The 16,304-nt window shown below is 42.0% G+C and carries 14 protein-coding genes and 1 tRNA gene; 8 read left to right on the top strand and 7 right to left on the bottom strand.

What is annotated here, in order from left to right:
- Window positions 1-168: 168 nt before the first annotated feature.
- From HYD_RS02155 to HYD_RS02140, 4 genes are all read left to right on the top strand, one after another.
- A complete protein-coding gene (locus tag HYD_RS02155) occupies window positions 169-639 on the top strand; it encodes a ribosome maturation factor RimP (RefSeq protein ID WP_236864502.1) in 471 nt (156 codons plus the stop codon).
- Window positions 640-644: 5 nt separating this feature from the next.
- Entirely contained in the window at window positions 645-2,156 is a 1,512-nt protein-coding gene (nusA, locus tag HYD_RS02150; RefSeq protein ID WP_236864500.1) for a transcription termination factor NusA, read from the top strand.
- On the top strand, window positions 2,146-4,749 hold the full coding sequence (infB, locus tag HYD_RS02145) for a translation initiation factor IF-2 (protein ID WP_236864499.1): 2,604 nt from the start codon (window positions 2,146-2,148) through the stop codon (window positions 4,747-4,749). The genes nusA and infB overlap by 11 nt, the downstream gene beginning before the upstream one ends.
- Window positions 4,750-4,860: 111 nt before the next feature.
- On the top strand, window positions 4,861-5,418 hold the full coding sequence (locus HYD_RS02140) for an acetyl-CoA carboxylase biotin carboxyl carrier protein (protein ID WP_236864497.1): 558 nt from the start codon (window positions 4,861-4,863) through the stop codon (window positions 5,416-5,418).
- 213 nt (window positions 5,419-5,631) lie between these two features.
- Here HYD_RS02140 and HYD_RS02135 read toward each other — a convergent pair.
- A tRNA-Cys gene (locus HYD_RS02135) sits at window positions 5,632-5,702 on the bottom strand.
- 317 nt (window positions 5,703-6,019) lie between these two features.
- Between HYD_RS02135 and hslU the strand changes: the two genes are divergently transcribed.
- Window positions 6,020-7,339 (top strand): ATP-dependent protease ATPase subunit HslU, encoded by a 1,320-nt coding sequence (gene hslU, locus HYD_RS02130; RefSeq protein WP_419469457.1) that lies wholly within the window; start codon window positions 6,020-6,022, stop codon window positions 7,337-7,339.
- An 80-nt stretch (window positions 7,340-7,419) separates the two neighbouring features.
- Window positions 7,420-7,995 carry a DedA family protein gene (locus HYD_RS02125; protein WP_236864493.1) on the top strand — a complete coding sequence of 192 codons (576 nt, stop codon included), beginning with the start codon at window positions 7,420-7,422 and terminating at the stop codon, window positions 7,993-7,995.
- A 73-nt stretch (window positions 7,996-8,068) separates the two neighbouring features.
- Here HYD_RS02125 and thiE read toward each other — a convergent pair whose 3' ends face one another.
- From thiE to HYD_RS02095, 6 genes are all read right to left on the bottom strand, one after another.
- Window positions 8,069-8,677, bottom strand: a complete 609-nt coding sequence (gene thiE, locus HYD_RS02120; protein ID WP_236864492.1) for a thiamine phosphate synthase — start codon at window positions 8,675-8,677, stop codon at window positions 8,069-8,071.
- A 249-nt stretch (window positions 8,678-8,926) separates the two neighbouring features.
- Complete coding sequence (locus HYD_RS02115) at window positions 8,927-10,120, bottom strand: hypothetical protein (protein ID WP_236864490.1); 1,194 nt, start codon at window positions 10,118-10,120, stop codon at window positions 8,927-8,929.
- Window positions 10,121-10,305: 185 nt separating this feature from the next.
- Window positions 10,306-11,409: a hypothetical protein gene (locus HYD_RS02110; RefSeq protein ID WP_236864488.1), complete on the bottom strand. Its 1,104-nt coding sequence runs from the start codon at window positions 11,407-11,409 to the stop codon at window positions 10,306-10,308.
- A gap of 123 nt (window positions 11,410-11,532) precedes the next feature.
- Entirely contained in the window at window positions 11,533-12,252 is a 720-nt protein-coding gene (locus HYD_RS02105) for a pseudouridine synthase (protein WP_236864486.1), read from the bottom strand.
- Window positions 12,249-13,070 (bottom strand): gamma-glutamyl-gamma-aminobutyrate hydrolase family protein, encoded by an 822-nt coding sequence (locus tag HYD_RS02100; RefSeq protein WP_236864483.1) that lies wholly within the window; start codon window positions 13,068-13,070, stop codon window positions 12,249-12,251. Before HYD_RS02100 ends, HYD_RS02105 begins: the two co-directional genes overlap by 4 nt.
- A gap of 121 nt (window positions 13,071-13,191) precedes the next feature.
- Window positions 13,192-13,767: a hypothetical protein gene (locus HYD_RS02095; RefSeq protein WP_236864475.1), complete on the bottom strand. Its 576-nt coding sequence runs from the start codon at window positions 13,765-13,767 to the stop codon at window positions 13,192-13,194.
- Between the two features lie 170 nt (window positions 13,768-13,937).
- Between HYD_RS02095 and HYD_RS02090 the strand changes: the two genes are divergently transcribed.
- Both HYD_RS02090 and tolB read left to right on the top strand, forming a co-directional pair.
- Window positions 13,938-14,780 (top strand): undecaprenyl-diphosphate phosphatase, encoded by an 843-nt coding sequence (locus HYD_RS02090; RefSeq protein WP_236864472.1) that lies wholly within the window; start codon window positions 13,938-13,940, stop codon window positions 14,778-14,780.
- A gap of 148 nt (window positions 14,781-14,928) precedes the next feature.
- On the top strand, window positions 14,929-16,245 hold the full coding sequence (gene tolB / locus HYD_RS02085; RefSeq protein WP_236864470.1) for a hypothetical protein: 1,317 nt from the start codon (window positions 14,929-14,931) through the stop codon (window positions 16,243-16,245).
- Window positions 16,246-16,304: the final 59 nt, after the last annotated feature.

The raw sequence follows: 16,304 nt of genomic DNA, 5'->3' as shown, positions 1-16,304 counted from the left end.
TGCGGTTATAGAAATGCCTACAGCATACTTCGCATTTGGATATCAAAATATACTTTTCGCCGTAAAAGCCTTTTATTGCTGGGTAAAATTATGTAGTATGTCGATAGTAAATTGCGTGCTATAGGGGGGCTGTATTTTGCCCTTCGTTGTTTTTAAACGAAGATACTTATGACGATTTTTGAATTACGAGATTTGATAGCTGAATCGCTTAAGGAGCTTGGAATCTGTCTGGTGAAGGCTTCTTTCGAAGGCAGAGATAATAGCAAAAGGCTTCAGGTGTTGATAGAAAAAATGGATGGGTCTTCGGTGTCTATTGATGAGTGCGTTGTTGTGTCTAGAAGGTTAGCGGCGGCGTTTTCTGGTATAGAATTCGCAGATAGGTTTTCTTTGGAGGTTTCCTCTGCTGGCATAGACAGGCCTCTTGTAAAGAGGGCTGATTACGATAGATTCCTTGGAGAGTCAGTTGTGGTTTCTCTTTCTCGAGCCGTTGGTGACAAAAAGAAGCTATATGCTGTTTTGAAGAGTGCGACTGACGATGGAATAGAGCTTCTTGTTGACGGAAGCGGCGTTATGATAGGTTGGGACAATATAAAAAGCTGTCGCTTAGACGCTAAAATTAGGATACAAGGTAAGGTTTGATAGATATGGATAATTTGGGACTAGGTTCTGTGCTGCTTAGGGAGGCCGAGGTTCTCGCTCGTGAGAAGTTTTTGGAGCGTGACGCTGTTGTGTGCGCGCTGGAAGATGCTTTAAGGCGAGTTAGTACCATGGCGTATGGCCCTGAAAATGACATAAGCGTGTCTATAGATAGAAACTCTGGCGAAGTTAGGGTGGCAAGACATAGGCGAGTTGTCGGAGAGGTTAGCGATGTTTTCAAAGAAGTAGCTGCTGATGAAGTGGCTTATAAAGGGGTTTCCATTGGCGACGATTTTGTAGAGGAGCTTCCTCTTAAGCTTGGTAGGTCATACCTTCAAACTGTGAAAAGTTCTCTGATGAGCTCTATATACGAGATGGAGCGCGAGCGTCAGTTTAAGGAGTTTTCTAATCGTGTTGGAGACTTGGTGACAGGGGTTGTAAAAAGGGTTGAGTTTAGAAACATATTTGTTGATTTGGTGCGTGCTGAAGGGATAATCCTTTATAGCGAATCGATTCCTATGGAAAATTTTAGAGTGGGAGATCGTGTTAAAGCGTATGTTTATGCTGTTGAGCGTAAACAGCGAGGAGCTCAGATATTTCTTTCTCGAGCTCATCCGCAGTTTCTTGCGAAAATTTTCGCGCAGGAGGTTCCGGAAGTTGATGACGGGGTTGTTGAAATTAGGTCGATTGCTCGCGAGCCTGGAAGTAGGGCTAAAGTTGCAGTGTGTTCAAGGGATGCGTCTGTGGATCCGGTTGGTACGTGCGTTGGTGTTAAAGGGAGCCGGGTGAATGCTGTTAGCCAGGAGTTGCATGGGGAGAAAATAGACATGATCTTGTGGTCGCAGGATAAAGCGGTGTTTGTCGTGAACGCCCTGACTCCGGCAGAGGTTGTAAAGGTTATTATAGACAACGTTGATGAAAGCAAAATTACGGTTGTAGTTCCTGATAATCAGCAAAGTATTGCTATAGGAAGAAGAGGGCAGAATGTTGAACTCGCGCACCAGTTGACAGGATGTCACCTGTCTATAGTGTCAGAATCCGAAGAAAAGGTTCGTAGGTCGAATGATGTAGCTGTCAAAATAGCTGAGTTTACTGAAAAGCTTGACATAGACGAAATGATGGCCCATTTTCTTTTGGCTGAAGGGTTCGAGTCTATAAAAGATATCGCCTCGTCTCAGGTGGAGGAGCTTTCGTCTCTTCAAGGATTTGATTCTGATCTGGCTAATGAGCTTATTGAAAGAGCGAAAGATGCTCATGATAACGATGAGAAAAAGAACAGAAAATTATTTGTTGAAGATGCTGGCGGGGACGAACGGCTCTTGGGAATAGGTGTTCCTATGGACCTTTTAATAGAGTTGGCTGGTAAGGGCATACGCTCCATAGAAGATTTTGCATATCTTTCTATTGATGATATGAAAGAGTTTGCGGGGGAAAAAGCCTGTGGAGTTCGTGATAGCGATATGGGCAACTTTATAATGAAAGCAAGGGAAATTGCTTTGAAGGATGAAAATGGTGGATAAGGTTATCGACAAGGAAGAGAAGAAAAAGAGAAAGCCTCTTACGCTTCATGGCGCGGTCGACTCTAGCTTTATGAGCGGAGAGCCTGGATACATTAGGCAGAGCTTTACCCATGGAAAATCTAAGTCTGTGGAAATTGAAGTTAAAAGGCGAAGGAGATCCTCTTCTGGCGGTAAGAGCGAACCTTACGAAGGTTCTGACGATAAGCTTACAGATAAAGAACAGCAAGCTCGTATGCAGGCGCTTAGGAATTCTTTTATCCAAGCTGAGGAAGAAGAGATGCGCAAAGCGGCGGAAGAAGCTGCCGCGCTTGCTGAGGCTGATGAGAAACGTAGGATTGATGAGGCTGGTTCTGCGAAATTTCTAGATGATAAAAGCTCTTCTTTTATCGAGGATATTGGCGTCAGAGCCAGTGATGAGATTTTCGAGTCTGTAGACCAAATAGGAGACGCTTCAGCAGCTGCGGCTACAGATTTCTCTGGTCTTGATTTTAAAACAGGACCTGATGCGCTGGAGGTGAGAAAAGACTCCAGGGTAAGAGTTAAGCCTAATGTTGGGAAAAAGGGATCGAGGTATGGAGGTGACGGAAAATATGGAGATGTTGGCAAAGATGGTTTGTTGGATCAACAAGTTCCCTCTAAAAAGGCCAAAGGGATAGGATTTCCTCAAGATTCTCGGGACTCTCGAGATAAAAGCGGTGGGAAGAGTTCGCAAAGGAAGAGAGGAGGAGGAGACGCGGTTGGTATCAGTGAGGATGATGATTTTAGGGGAAGGGGGCCGATAGTTGGTCTCAAAAAGCTGCGCAAGGCATCAAATAGCAAAAAGAGAAAGCTCGTTACTCCGAAAAGAGTTGATATTTTTCCGCAGCAAAGCGTCGACGCAATCGCAAACAGAATGTCTGTGAAGCTTAATGCTGTTGTTCGTATGCTCGAAAAAATTGGTGTCAAGGAGGCGAGGCTCATTGACGCAGATGTGGCCGAGCTGCTTGTTGCTGAGTTTGGTCATATACCAGTGCGAGGAAAGAATAAGACGGTAGAAGAAAAAATTCTTGAACAGAGAGCTGTTGGAAGCTCTGTGCGCAAGATACCGGTGGTGGCCATTATGGGGCATGTCGATCATGGAAAAACCACTCTTTTAGATGCGTTGAGAAATACCGACGTTGCCGGAGGGGAGCATGGCGGAATCACTCAGCATATAGGCGCATATCAAGTGGTCCTCAAATCTGGGGAGAAAATTACATTCCTAGATACGCCTGGCCATGAGGCGTTTTCTCAGATTCGAGCTCGAGGGGCCAACGTTACGGATATCGTCGTCATAGTAGTTGCTGCGGATGATGGTGTAAAGGCGCAAACAGAAGAAGCGATAAGGCATGCTCAGAACGCTGGTGTGCCTATGATAATTGCCATCAATAAAATTGATAAATACAACGCTAACGCTGATTTTGTCAGGGAGAGACTTCTTTCTTATGGAATCATAGTTGAGAAGCTCGGAGGAGACGTGTTAGACGTTGAAGTTTCCGCGATGAAGGGAATAGGACTGGATAAGCTGGAGGATAGTATCCTGCTTTTGTCTCAGATGTTAGACCTTAAAGCCGATGACGGCGGAGATGCAGTCGGTGCAGTTGTTGAGACCAGGGTTAAAAAAGGGTTTGGACCAGTGGCTACAGTTCTTGTCGAAAGCGGCACATTGAAAAAGGGAGACGTTATAGTCGCCGGCGAAGAGCATGGTAAGGTTAGGGCTTTAATTGATGACAGAGGTAAGCAAGTTGGCCTTGCGGGGCCGTCTGTCCCTGTTGAAGTTGCTGGTTTGGGCGGGCTTCCTCAGTCTGGAGATAAGTTTATAGTTGTGAGAGACGAAAGCGTTGCCGAAGAGCTTGTTAATTTTAGGAAGTCTAAAAGGGCGATTGCTAACATGTCTGTTCATGGAGTGGAAATTGGAGATGATATATTTCAAAAATTTTCAGAGCAAAGAGGTAAGTCTGAACTTGGGGTTGTCGTAAAGGCAGATGTTCAAGGCTCTATGGAAGGGATTTTAAGCGAATTGGAGAAGATCAAGCATGAAGAGGTTGGGGTAAAAGTGTTGAGCGCTTCTGTGGGAGATATAGCCGAGAGCGACGTCGCTATGGCTAGCGTGTCTGGCGGAGTAATCATAGGATTTAACGTTAAAGCATCTTCAGCTGCGATCTCTGCTGCTGAGAAAGATGGCGTTAAAATACTTACGTATGACATAATATATAGAGCAATAGAAGACATAAAAGCTATGTTATCCAAGATGCTTAAGCCGATATATGAAGAAGAAATACTTGGAACTTCAGAGGTTATACAAATATTTAATCTATCGAGAGTGGGGCGAGTTATAGGAAACCTTGTAAGAAAAGGTATTATGAGGCGAGGAGCAAAGATTAGGATTCTGCGTAACGGGGTTGTGATTCACTCTGATTCTATAAAGAGCCTAAAGCGTGCGAAGGATGATATAAAAGAGGCAAAAGAGGGTTACGAATGTGGTATTTTTCTTGAAAATGGCTTCGACCAAGCGCAGCTTAAAGACACAATTGAATGTTTTATAGAAAAAGAGATCCCAAGGAGCATAGAGTAGCTGGTCGCTTTGTGTGTAGATGAGAATTGTTGTGTGTGGGCGGCAGTGTTTGTTTGGGCGGCTTATAGTCTGTGTTTATGGCCTTGTCGTGGTTTTATTTAACAGAGTTGTGTGATAGATTTTAACAAGCGGGTTTTTGTTATTAGTGGGGTCGGTTTGTTTTCTGAAGATAAGGAAAAAGATACGTCAAAGCGCTGCTGTGATGGTTCTGTCAATGCGGAGGCTGTGAAGTCTTTAGTTGGTATATTGAATGAATCTGGTCTCTACGAAATAGAATACTCAAATTCTGATATCAGAATAAAGCTTACTGCTTATTGCGGGCAAGGTGTTCATCTGGCTCCTCATGGTGTACATGGCGGAGGCTGTATAGACGGTTCTCGCGGTGATGCTCAGCAGAGGGGGGCATGTGATGAAGTGTCTGCAGATAAGTCCTCAGGCAATGTCATAGCATCTCCTATGGTGGGTACGGCCTATCTTTCTCCGAAGCCCGGAACGCCTGCCTTCGTTCATGTTGGAAGCGACGTTGTGGAGGGGCAGACCTTGTTGATCATAGAGGCGATGAAGGTTTTGACTCCTCTTAAGTCACCAGTTTCAGGAAAAATAGCGGAAATTCATGTGAAAAATGGTGCTCCAGTTGAATATGGAGAACCTCTTATGACCATATCTTGACATCGCCTGATTGTTGATGGGCTGTTGTTTAGCTATGAGACGTGCAGTAAGCGGTCTGTCGAAAGTGAAATTCTTAAGCCAAAAAATGTTTTCCTGTTTTTTCTTCACGTGTTACGCTCTTCATATCTATGCGTACGCGGCTCACGCAAGGGGATGCATTCGCGCCATATGGTATATACCTAAAAAAAGCACAACGAAACAATCAGATACACGAGGCCGAGGCCGGAATCGAACCGACGTACAAGGATTTGCAGTCCTCTGCATAGCCATTCTGCCACTCGGCCACAACGGGCCCAGCATTAATTCTATATTTTGCCGCCACATATTTCAATCTGTCTGCTCGTATATTTCAGCGCGCCTGAATTAGTTCAGCTAAATCATACTCACCTATCAGAAAAAACAAACATAATGTTTGCGCTCGATATCTTGATAGAAGTGTTTTTATGCGGCTGGGTTTTATGCCATTTTCGTAGATGGTAATTTTATATTTTTGTTTGTGCTTCAGTTGTCGGTTTGAAAGAAGAACGTTCTGGTATAGAATCAACTTGGATACGTTGTTTTATTTTATAGGTTTATGTTGGAAAACACTGGACAGAAGAAGATGAGCGCTCTTACTCCAAGCGAAATAGTGCGCGAGCTGGATAGGTTTATAGTTGGTCAACATGCGGCCAAACGGTGCGTCGCTCTTGCGCTTCGTAACAGGTTTAGAAGAATGATGGTTGCAGAGCAGTTGCGCGACGAAATTCTTCCAAAAAACATACTAATGGTTGGTCCTACAGGTGTTGGAAAGACAGAAATTGCGCGTAGGCTTGCTAAGTTGACAAAAGCACCGTTTATAAAAGTAGAGGCCACGAAGTTTACCGAAATAGGATATGTTGGGCGAGATGTAGAGCAAATAGTTAGGGATTTGCTTGAGGCTGCGATTGTTATGGTGAAATCTGGTATGAAAAAAAATATCGAGACGGTTGCTAAAAAAAATTCTGTAGACAAGATAGTTACTGCGCTTGTCGGCGAGACAGCATCAGAGGAAACGAGAAAAATCTTCGAGAAGAAACTCGAAATCGGAGAGCTCGATGATAAAGAAGTAACCATACAAATTGCCGATAATAAGAATCCGTTAGCGTCGTTTGAGATTCCTGGGATGCCTAATTCGTATGGTGGGATGATGAGCATTTCTGATATTTTTGGCAAAGGGATAGGAGGGAGGACTAGAGAGCAGACTATGAGCGTTGCTGGTGCTCGAAGGGTAGTTGCAGATGAAGAGGCAGAGAAGCTTCTTGATAGCGATAGAATCATTCAGGAAGCTATTCGGGAAACAGAGCAAGGCGGTATAGTTTTTATTGATGAAATAGACAAAATTTGCGGGAGATGCGGTGATCGGGATAGCGGGACTTCTTCAGGAGTGAGCAGAGAGGGAGTTCAGCGCGATCTTCTTCCTCTAATAGAGGGTACTACGGTTTCCACCAAGCATGGTTCTGTGTGCACAGACCATATTTTGTTCATAGCATCTGGAGCGTTTCATTGCTCGAAGCCTTCCGACCTTTTGCCGGAGCTACAGGGAAGGCTTCCTGTGAGGGTAGAGCTAAACGCACTTCTAAAAGAGGATTTTGTGAGGATACTAAAAGAGCCAGAAGCTAACCTTATAACGCAATATAAGGCGCTTTTTGCAACTGAAGGTGCTCTGCTTGATTTTTCTGACTCTGCAGTGGAAAAGATAGCAGACATAGCTGTAGATCTTAATGCTAGCGTGGAAAATATAGGAGCTAGAAGACTGCATACAATAATGGAAAATCTTCTTGAAGATGCGAGCTTCGGAATAGCGGACGGAAATACAAAAAGGGTCTTTATAGACGAAGAGCTTGTTTCTTCTACTGTAGGGAAGTTATCCAAAAATTCGGACTTGTCTAAGTATATTTTGTAGACCTTGCGAAATAGAGGCGTCAGTTAATTTGTGCGGAATACAACAATGCGTTTTAGTTTGGGGAGATTGGTTTGAGTTTTATGGGTTTTGAGTTTAGTCAATTTGTGCAGCAATGGGGATATATAGCTGTATTTCTTGGGTCGCTGATAGAGGGCGAGGGAATCATACTAACCGCAAGCGCCCTTGCCGCTTTGGGCCATCTGTCTATATATAAAGTTATGGTTATAGCCTTTTGTGGAACTGTATTTGCAGACCAAAGTCTATATTTTGTTGGATACTATTACGGAGATCGGATAATTAGCTATATAAAGCGTAAATTTCCGAGAATGGAAAAGCCAATGGATCGCGGGCTCAATTTTTTGCATAGGCACAGAATTGTGTACATCATGACGTTCAGGTTCATATATAGCATTCGTATTGTTAGTCCGATAATAATAGGGGCTCAGAGAGTTCCTTTTAAACTATTCAGTTTTTTGAATGTAATTGCAGCGGTTGTGTGGACGGTTACGAGCTGTTCTCTTGGCTATCTTATAGGTGAGACTATAGTAAAGAGGATGGACTCGTTTAAGAAAATATTTTTTGGAGTTGTTGTTGGCTGTGTTCTTGCTGTATTTTTGCTTAAACTATACAAAAAAAGGCGTTCGGTTATGAAATGAGCCTGTGTTTGCATAAAGAAGAAGGGATTTTCTAATCTATGCAATTTCTCTATGTGTGAGCGAGACACTTTGTTTATGTATGCTCTGAGGCCTTGCTATTTTTGTTCCATGAAATAATGGAGCTACACGAGCGGTGGAAAGCTTCGATGGAGGCGATTCCTGAGACTCCGGTTGCTATAACAGCGTCTATGTTGCTTTCGTTAATCCCGCCGATTGCTATGACTGGGAACGGCGAGATTTCGCATATTTTTTTTAGATTGCGCAGCCCTACAATATTTTTCGCGTCAGGCTTGTTTTTTGTTTTGAATATTGGTCCAGCGCCGACGTAATCTACTGAAAGGCCAGTCACGAGAGATAGAGATGATATGGAATCAACAGATGCTCCTATTATTTTTTTCTTTCCAAGAATGTCTCTGGCTAGAGCTATATCTCCATCTGTTTGTCCGAGATGAACTCCATCGGCATTTATAGCCTTTGCAATTTTTATAGAGTCGTTTACTAGGACTGGAACAGAAAAAGGTTTTAAAGACTCCATAAGCTGAAGCGAAAATGACACTGCTTCGCTATAGGTAGAGTTTTTTTCTCTAATTTGTACAGATGTGACTCCGGCGCATGCGCAGCGCGTAACGAAATCGATATACTGATCGACGCGGTCCTCTTTCGTACGGTTGGTTATAAGCATAAATTTGTGGAAACACATAAAAGACACTTAGCCTCAGCTTTAAAACTCTACCTTCTAGTTATTAAACCGCCTCTAATCGCACCATTATACTGTTTTTGCGGATAAAAAAGTAGCGACTTACCGTAGAAAATCTTAAGTCAAAATTTTTTAGTAATGGTATAGGTCAGCATGTGCTTGAGAAAAGAAAAAGAGCGGGAAATAACAAATCCCGCTCGCTAGAGTTATAATTAACGTTAACTATTGCCGTTGCTATTTTCTCATGGATCGTATTTTTTCCATATAGCGTGCGTATTCATCTTCTGAGTCTTCCGATGAGCTGTGAGAGTGGATGCTTGCGTCGCTCACGTTATCCACCTTTTCTTCAAGGAAGGCTATTCTTCTTCTTAGGCGTTTGTTTATCTTCATTAGGTCTTTGTTTATATTTTGCAGTTCTTCATTTTCTGGCAGGAGTTCCACAAACCCGGCTTCCTCGATTAGACGTAAAAAATACTTACTTTTTTCTAATTCTGCTGAAATGTTTTCGTTTTCTTCTAGCAGCTTTTGGTCAGCAACTCTGACCGCTTGCAGAGACGATGCGTATTCTTTTAGTTGATCAGAAACTACTCGCGGGGTATGTTCAAGAAAATCTCGAGAAAAAATCTGTGCTTGCTTTTCTTGTTTAGACGTATTTTTAAATTTAGATATTTGGCGTTTAAGCTTTTTGTTTTCTTCCTTTAGACGCAAATTTTCCTCAAGAATTTCGTCATGTTCGTCAATATTCGTGCTACAAATTTGCTGACACTGATCATCTTTGTCTTGGTTTTCTTCTCTTGCGACTACGTGCTCTTTATGTGTGTGGTGCTTGTTCTCCTTTTCCACCTGTTGCGTCGAACTGGCGTTTGATTTGCTCTCTTCGATGCGACGTAGCTCTTCTAGCTCATCTCGGAAAAAGCGAAGGAAAGAATTTTTGTCTGAATTTTCTACTACTTTAGACGAAGATCCGTTCTTGTTAGGCTCTGGCTGTTTGGCTTGTTCTTGTATATGCTCGAAGCCGTCGGCGTCGGTGCTGCTTTTAGGATCCAAAAAGGACTGCTTGATAGACTCTTGTTTGTCTACTTTCATTTGGTGCATGGATTCTTCAAGCCTACGCTCATCTGTTATGACATCTCGAAGCGCCTTCTCTAGAACAGAAACAACGGGAACAATCAAATCTTGGCTCATACCTTTGTTCTTTAAAAAATAAGGCAAAGAATAGAGAGAGACTTTTTCTCTATCCATTTCAGAGATATGCTCTATAACAGAGTTGTACGCGCCATCTTTATCCTCAATAGAGCTAACATTCGAAATCCCAGACTTTATAGCTTGTTTCTGCTGCTCAGTGAGTTTTATCGAATGCGCGCTCACTCCGCACGACAGCGCAATAGCTACGGATAAGAAAAATCTGCTTATAAGTTTTATATTCATAATACTCCCTTTATAAAATACTCTAAGAACGAATCGATAAGTCTTATATTTTGGTAGTATACATTAAGAGTAAAAAAAAATAAATGATATAATTTCAAGGACATTGCATGGAAACAAAATCCGCTTGCCAACAACAGTTAACAAGCGGAGAGGAAGTTTGTTTTTTTTATAGTTACAGTTATCGGCTAATTTTTGTCTTCTTCAGATATAGCATTATTTTTGGTTGATTGGATAGAAGCTTCGAGTTCTTCTATCTTGAGATCACGGATCTGTAGGGCCTCTTGTAAACGGCTATTTTCTTCCTGTAAAGCAGCATTTTCTTCACGAAGCTCTTGTGCAGCTATCGAGGCTTCGGTTTCGTGGTTGTCGAAAGCATCTAATTCTGAGAGTTTTTCTTGCAAAGCCTGTTTTAATAAATCTCTACTAGACGACGCCTGTATTTGATTTTTATATTTAGTGTTGCAATAATCTATTAGCTCTTCATTACCACAAATTGTTTCAAAAAACTTATTGCATACACAGTGGAACGCGTTTTCATAGTTTCTTGCATTAATCTGATTCCGTTTAGGAGCTTGGTATGTGTTAATAAGTGTATCAAGGCGGTTTATTACTCTACCAACGACATGTTCATTGGTTTGACTAACGAAGCTCGAGGCAATTTTATTTATCTCTTTATTGTGGTCAATGATTCCATGTGTGTCTCCAGTATTTTCGGACGCGCTATTTATAAGATGCTTTTTTAGGTTAGCGAATTTTGAGACCAACTCTTCCTTTATATTAGATTTATTAGTAACATCGTTGCCTAATTGTTGGAACGCCAGCATCTGTTTGCGAGAGTATGGCTGCTGCTGGCATGCAAGCTGTTGTTGATTTAGATCTAAATAGGCGTCTTCATGGACTTCTTCGGCTCCATTAGGATTTGAATAGAGAGCTTGGTTGTCTTCTTTCATTTGATACATGGTTTCTTCTTGCACTTGATCGGCGCTAATATTATCGGGAATAGCGGTTTTTAGCATGTGAATGACTTTATTAGCAAAATTTTCGTCTTTAAAATGGGTTTTTAGTAGAGAAGATAAAAGTTTGGAAGAAATTTTTTCGCTGTCAACAAGAGATATAAAGTTAACGACAGTTTCATATGCTCCAGGATGCTGACCCTCGCTAATTTCTTCAATCCCAGACTTTATAGCTTGTTCCTGCTGCTCGGTGAGTTTTATCGAATGCGCGCTCATCCCGCACGACAGCGCAATAGCTACGGATAAGAAAAATCTGCTTATAAGTTTTATATTCATATTGTGCTCCTTTTGTAATATACTCCGGCAAATTTGCCGAACCCAATTACATATACATTAAAGCTAAAAAAAAATAAATGGTATAATTTTAACGATATTACATGAAAATTTGCCTCATAACCGTTACATTAAGGGGAATAGATTTATTTTACTTATAGCGCGGCAGAAAATGCTTTCTATTTCTCCTGGTTTCATGTTGTTGATAGTGAATGGTCCATATGCCGTGCGGATCAGTCGGCTCACTCTTAGCCCTATGTGGTCCATCAATATTCTTATTTCTCTGTTTTTCCCTTCAGTCAACACGATTTTTAGCCAAGTTTGTTTTTCGGCTTGTCTTAGGACTGAGATTTTGCATGCGCTATAGTTTATTCCTTTTATATTTGGGCCTTGCTGGATGGCTGAGAGCTTGCTGTCGTCAACGTGGCCAAAAACCTTTACCATATATTCGCGCTTGAGGGCTGTTTTTGGAGATTCGAGGAAATGCGCGATCCTTCCTACATTTGTCAGAAGAAGCAGTCCCTCAGAATCTATGTCAAGCCTTCCAACGTATATCCACCGAGTTTCAGATTTTGGTAATAGGTCGAACACTGTGCTGCTGCAAGCTCTTTGATCTACCTTAGAAACTACAACTCCGCGCGGTTTGTACAACTTCATGATCACAGGTTCCATAGCGGTCTTTTGTACAAGAGCTCCATCTAGAAGAATTGTTTTTTTTTCGTCTACGTCAAGGAATGGTTTTATAGTGACTATCCCATCAACCGTTACTCTGCCTTCACTTATTGCTTTATCGGCCTCTCTTCGGGATAATTTCCCGAATGTAAACAACCACCGATCCAGCTTCATGCGACTTCTCTTATGCTGGAATTCGCTTTATATCTGGCGGAAGCTTCTATGAAGGCACGAAATATCGCAGAGTCCAAAGCTTCGTTTGCATAATACTCTGGGTGCCACTGAACGCCAAGGCAAAAATCGTGACCGACTTTTTCTATGCATTCAATGATTCCATCATCGCAGACTGCGCTTGCAACTATGTCATCTCCTATCCGGCCTATAGCTTGTGAGTGGCTTGAATTTACCGAAATTTTTTTGGAGCAGGCAATGGATGGAAGTATTTTCCCTCCGGATACAAATATTTCGTGAGAGCATTCTTTTGCGTTGCTATAAGCGTGTCCTTGAACTACTTGTATTAAATCTCCTCCAAGAGCTACGTTGATAAGCTGAGCCCCGGCGCATATCCCTAGGATAGGGATCATTTTTGATTCAAAGAGTTTTTTCTTTGAGTTATCGATTTGATTTGTATTCGTATTTTCGGCGCTTCTACTATAGGAGCTGTCTGCGCAGAGCGCTTTACGGAAAAGGGCCATTTCAAATTCGGTGCGCCTGTGGTTTATTGGTAGGCTTGTTATACGCTCTTGGTTAAATATAGAAGGATCTATGGTATAGCCCCCACCTGTAAACATTATTCCGTCACACATTTTTATGTAAAAGTCTATAGAGTCTAAGCAGTATGGGATTATGAAGGCCTTTCCGCCGTTTTCGTGTATTCTCGTGATATAGTTTTCGCGAAGAGTATAATGACGCTGCGACTGCTCATTCGTATAACTGTAATCAGGGACAACCCCTATAATCGGCGGCATGTCCTTTTTGTTATAATTTTGCATTTCGAAAATATAGGTCTGATTTGCGAATCAAATTATAATAAAACCTTTCAAATTTACCAACTGTCTTCCAGAACATCGCAAAGATGGCGGCCATAGCTGAAGCTAATGTTATAAAAATGAACTACATCAAGATATCGCTTAGCCTGTTGCGTGCTATGTTTGTTGCAGTGTTTATTAATCGCTCGCAAAGAGCTGTCGCGTGTAGTTTTCTCTCAGACAACGGTATGTTTTCTCGTAAAAATTCTTCATCACTTATCGTTACAGACGTCTCTTTCAGAATTTTTCCAAGTGGGTCTATAAGACAGAATGTTACAGCAAGCGTTCCTTTATATTTTTCGCTGTTTTCTATGTATAGTGGCGCTGATAGACCTGTTTTGGTTGGAAGTCGTATTTCGCTTATATTGGCCTTACTAATCGATACGCGAAGTATGTTTGTGCTTCTGGAGTCCGTTTGAAAAAACTCTTTAGCCCACTGTTTGGTCATTTCAGAAAGCGAAATAGGAGAGATGCCTGACGTGTCGTCAGCGGAAATTTCACTGGAATTGACCTGAACGCTCGAAGCATTTACAAGCATTCTATCTTGCTTTAGGTAATCCATACCGAGTAAGGTAGACGATTTTTCTTTTGAGCAACCAGAGATAAAAATAATGAAAGAGAAAACAATAGATCGCATTACAAGATTTGGTAAAAATTTCATAATTCTGCCTGACTTTATACAGAAAGTGTGCGCGCAAAAAGATAATACATAGGTAGCGCGCAAAATACTAGTTTCCTTGAATCTTGTTACTTGAACAGAGCCTAAATAGCAATTGTTTTTTAGCGAAAATTATCGCAGAATTCCACACTGTTTACAGAGCGGCCTGGAATATGGACGATTTTTTCGCAAAGGTGCTATTGGCCGTGATACAGGGGATCTCTGAAGCTTTTCCCGTTAGTTCAAGCGGGCACGTTTGTATTGTTGCGCGTTTTCTCGGCATACCTGTTGGAGATTCAATGGGACTGGAGGTTGCGTATCATGTTGGCGGGTTGGCCGCTATAGCTTTTGTTTTTCGCGGGAAAGTTGCTGATTTATTTCGTGCTGCAGCGGATATGCTGGCTTTGAATTTTAATACGGAAAGAGCGAGGTTTGCATTTGCCGTCGCTATATCGTTTATTCCTGCTGGAGCTGTGGGATATGCAGTGAAGTCGCTTGATTTGAATAAATTCTTATCGTTAAATGATCCAAAAGTAATAGCTATGAGTAGCGTGCTTTTTGCAATTCTTATGTTCGTTTGTGACTTTTTTGCAGAAAAGCGGGAAAGGCCTATATGTAAAATCTCGTTTATAGAGGCTTTCGTGTTTGGTGCTTTTCAAGCTTTTGCTATAGTTCCTGGTGCTAGTAGGCTTGGAATGTGTTTCACGGCTGGGCGTATTTTAGGATATTCACGCCCAGACTCGGTTACATTTTCCTTTATTATGGGTATACCTACGATTTTGGGCGCTATCACTCTTAGTGCTGTGAAGTCTGGAGGAGTTTTTGTGCGCGTTGGAGGGGAGCTTTTTTTGGGGGCCGTTTTGTCGGCTATGTTGACAGCGGCTTTTATCCCGTTATTCGTTAAGATGGTGAGCTATGAATTTTACGGCCGAAACGATAACAGATTCAATATTGGTGTTTTTTCTGTAGCTTTATACAGAATTTTGCTTGGAGTTGTGGTTATATTCTCAGTGTAGGTCTTATAAAGACCCTAGATTTTTCTTGAATTTAATTTTATTTTTACGCTATAAAATATTTGAATTTTTGTGTTTGTTTTGTTAGAAATTCTTACATTACCGTGAAGTGCGCTTCGTTAGAGTGGGGCGCGTTGGTTGGGTTATCGTTATGTTGGGTTTTGTTAGAAAAATTTGTTGCTCTGTTTTTGTTGCTTCGTGTCTTGTTTGCTTGGACAGTTTTGCAGACCTCACTATAGACATAACAAGGGGCATATTTGCTCCGACTCCTATAGGAATTATTGGGTTTTATGGCGATGAATATGCAGATGAGATAGCGAAAGTTGTGAAAAACGACCTTGCGAATTCCGGAGCGTTCGATGTTCTCAAGAGTTCTGGCACTAGGTCTCCTGAGGATTTTTTAGCGTCGCCTTCTTTTTGGGAGTGGAGTTATAAAAAAGGCTGCTTTGTTGTATGTGGTGCGTTGCGTCAAAACGACGGGACAGAGGCAGTGTTGAGGCTTTACAATGTTGCGCTTCAGAAATATACAGAATTTTCTGTTCGTGCACCAAGAAGTGTGCCGCGCGTTCTTGCTCACAAAATATCTGACGTTATATACAAAGCTATAACTGGAGAAGATGGGTATTTTAATACCAAAATAGTGTATACAGCTCAGTATGGCTCAGCGACCAAGAAAAAACATATAATTGCCATAATGGACCAAGATGGCGCTAATGGGAAGGCGCTTACGAATTCCGCTAATACTAGCGTTTCTCCTAGATTTTCTCCCATAAAAAATCAAATAGCGTTTGTGTCCTTTAAGGGAAACTCGTCGAAAGTGCATGTTATGGACCTTTCTACTCAGGATACTTTTACGCTTCCAAGCAGGGGAACCGTCATATCGCCATGCTTTTCTCATGATGGAAGGCGGATAGTGTTTTGTATGGCCGTCGATGGCACTACGTCTATATATTCCTATGATCTATACTCTAAAGGATTGGCTCGTATGACGTCGTATCCCGGGAAAATTGATGTTTCTCCCAGCTTCTCTCCAGATGGAAGGACAATGGTATTTACTTCAGACAGAAGCGGATCTCCAAAGATATATAAGTCAGGTGTGTATGGCGGATCTGCCGAGATGATATCTCGTGGACGTGGGAACTATTATGCCCCTTCAATTTCTCCAGACGGGCGTATGGTTGCTTTCGTGAAAAGGGAAGGTGGATGCTATTATGTTGGAATCATGAATATAGACGGATCTGGAGAGAGAATGATAGCTAGAGACCATGTTGTTGACAGCCCAAGGTGGTGTCCAAACAGCAGGGCTGTTGTGTTTGCATCGCAAGGGAGGCTGTATGGTCCGTTCAGCATATATATAGCAGCGATTTCTGGCAGAGCGCTTCGCAAGGTCCCGACAATTCTAAACGGAGTTCAGTATGAAGGGTGCGACCCGTCATGGTCTCCAAATCTTGCCGTAGACAGCTTATAGCTTCGCATTAAGCGCTCTAGCCGTTTTTATGAAAAGGTTTATAGAATGCTGATTTTACC

The sequence above is a fragment of the Candidatus Hydrogenosomobacter endosymbioticus genome (genome assembly GCF_021654655.1).
Classification (GTDB): Bacteria; Pseudomonadota; Alphaproteobacteria; order Holosporales; family GW7; genus Hydrogenosomobacter; species Hydrogenosomobacter endosymbioticus.
Note: the sequence above shows the minus strand (reverse complement) of the source record. Positions and strands in the feature narration are given on the sequence as shown.

Coding starts and splice junctions, on each gene's coding strand:
- HYD_RS02155 (WP_236864502.1), top strand. CDS start 169: ATGACGATTTTTGAATTACGAGATTTGATAGCTGAATCGCTTAAGGAG.
- nusA (WP_236864500.1), top strand. CDS start 645: ATGGATAATTTGGGACTAGGTTCTGTGCTGCTTAGGGAGGCCGAGGTT.
- infB (WP_236864499.1), top strand. CDS start 2,146: ATGGTGGATAAGGTTATCGACAAGGAAGAGAAGAAAAAGAGAAAGCCT.
- hslU (WP_419469457.1), top strand. CDS start 6,020: ATGAGCGCTCTTACTCCAAGCGAAATAGTGCGCGAGCTGGATAGGTTT.
- HYD_RS02125 (WP_236864493.1), top strand. CDS start 7,420: ATGGGTTTTGAGTTTAGTCAATTTGTGCAGCAATGGGGATATATAGCT.
- thiE (WP_236864492.1), bottom strand. CDS start 8,677: ATGCTTATAACCAACCGTACGAAAGAGGACCGCGTCGATCAGTATATC.
- HYD_RS02115 (WP_236864490.1), bottom strand. CDS start 10,120: ATGAATATAAAACTTATAAGCAGATTTTTCTTATCCGTAGCTATTGCG.
- HYD_RS02110 (WP_236864488.1), bottom strand. CDS start 11,409: ATGAATATAAAACTTATAAGCAGATTTTTCTTATCCGTAGCTATTGCG.
- HYD_RS02105 (WP_236864486.1), bottom strand. CDS start 12,252: ATGAAGCTGGATCGGTGGTTGTTTACATTCGGGAAATTATCCCGAAGA.
- HYD_RS02100 (WP_236864483.1), bottom strand. CDS start 13,070: ATGCAAAATTATAACAAAAAGGACATGCCGCCGATTATAGGGGTTGTC.
- HYD_RS02095 (WP_236864475.1), bottom strand. CDS start 13,767: ATGAAATTTTTACCAAATCTTGTAATGCGATCTATTGTTTTCTCTTTC.
- HYD_RS02090 (WP_236864472.1), top strand. CDS start 13,938: ATGGACGATTTTTTCGCAAAGGTGCTATTGGCCGTGATACAGGGGATC.
- tolB (WP_236864470.1), top strand. CDS start 14,929: ATGTTGGGTTTTGTTAGAAAAATTTGTTGCTCTGTTTTTGTTGCTTCG.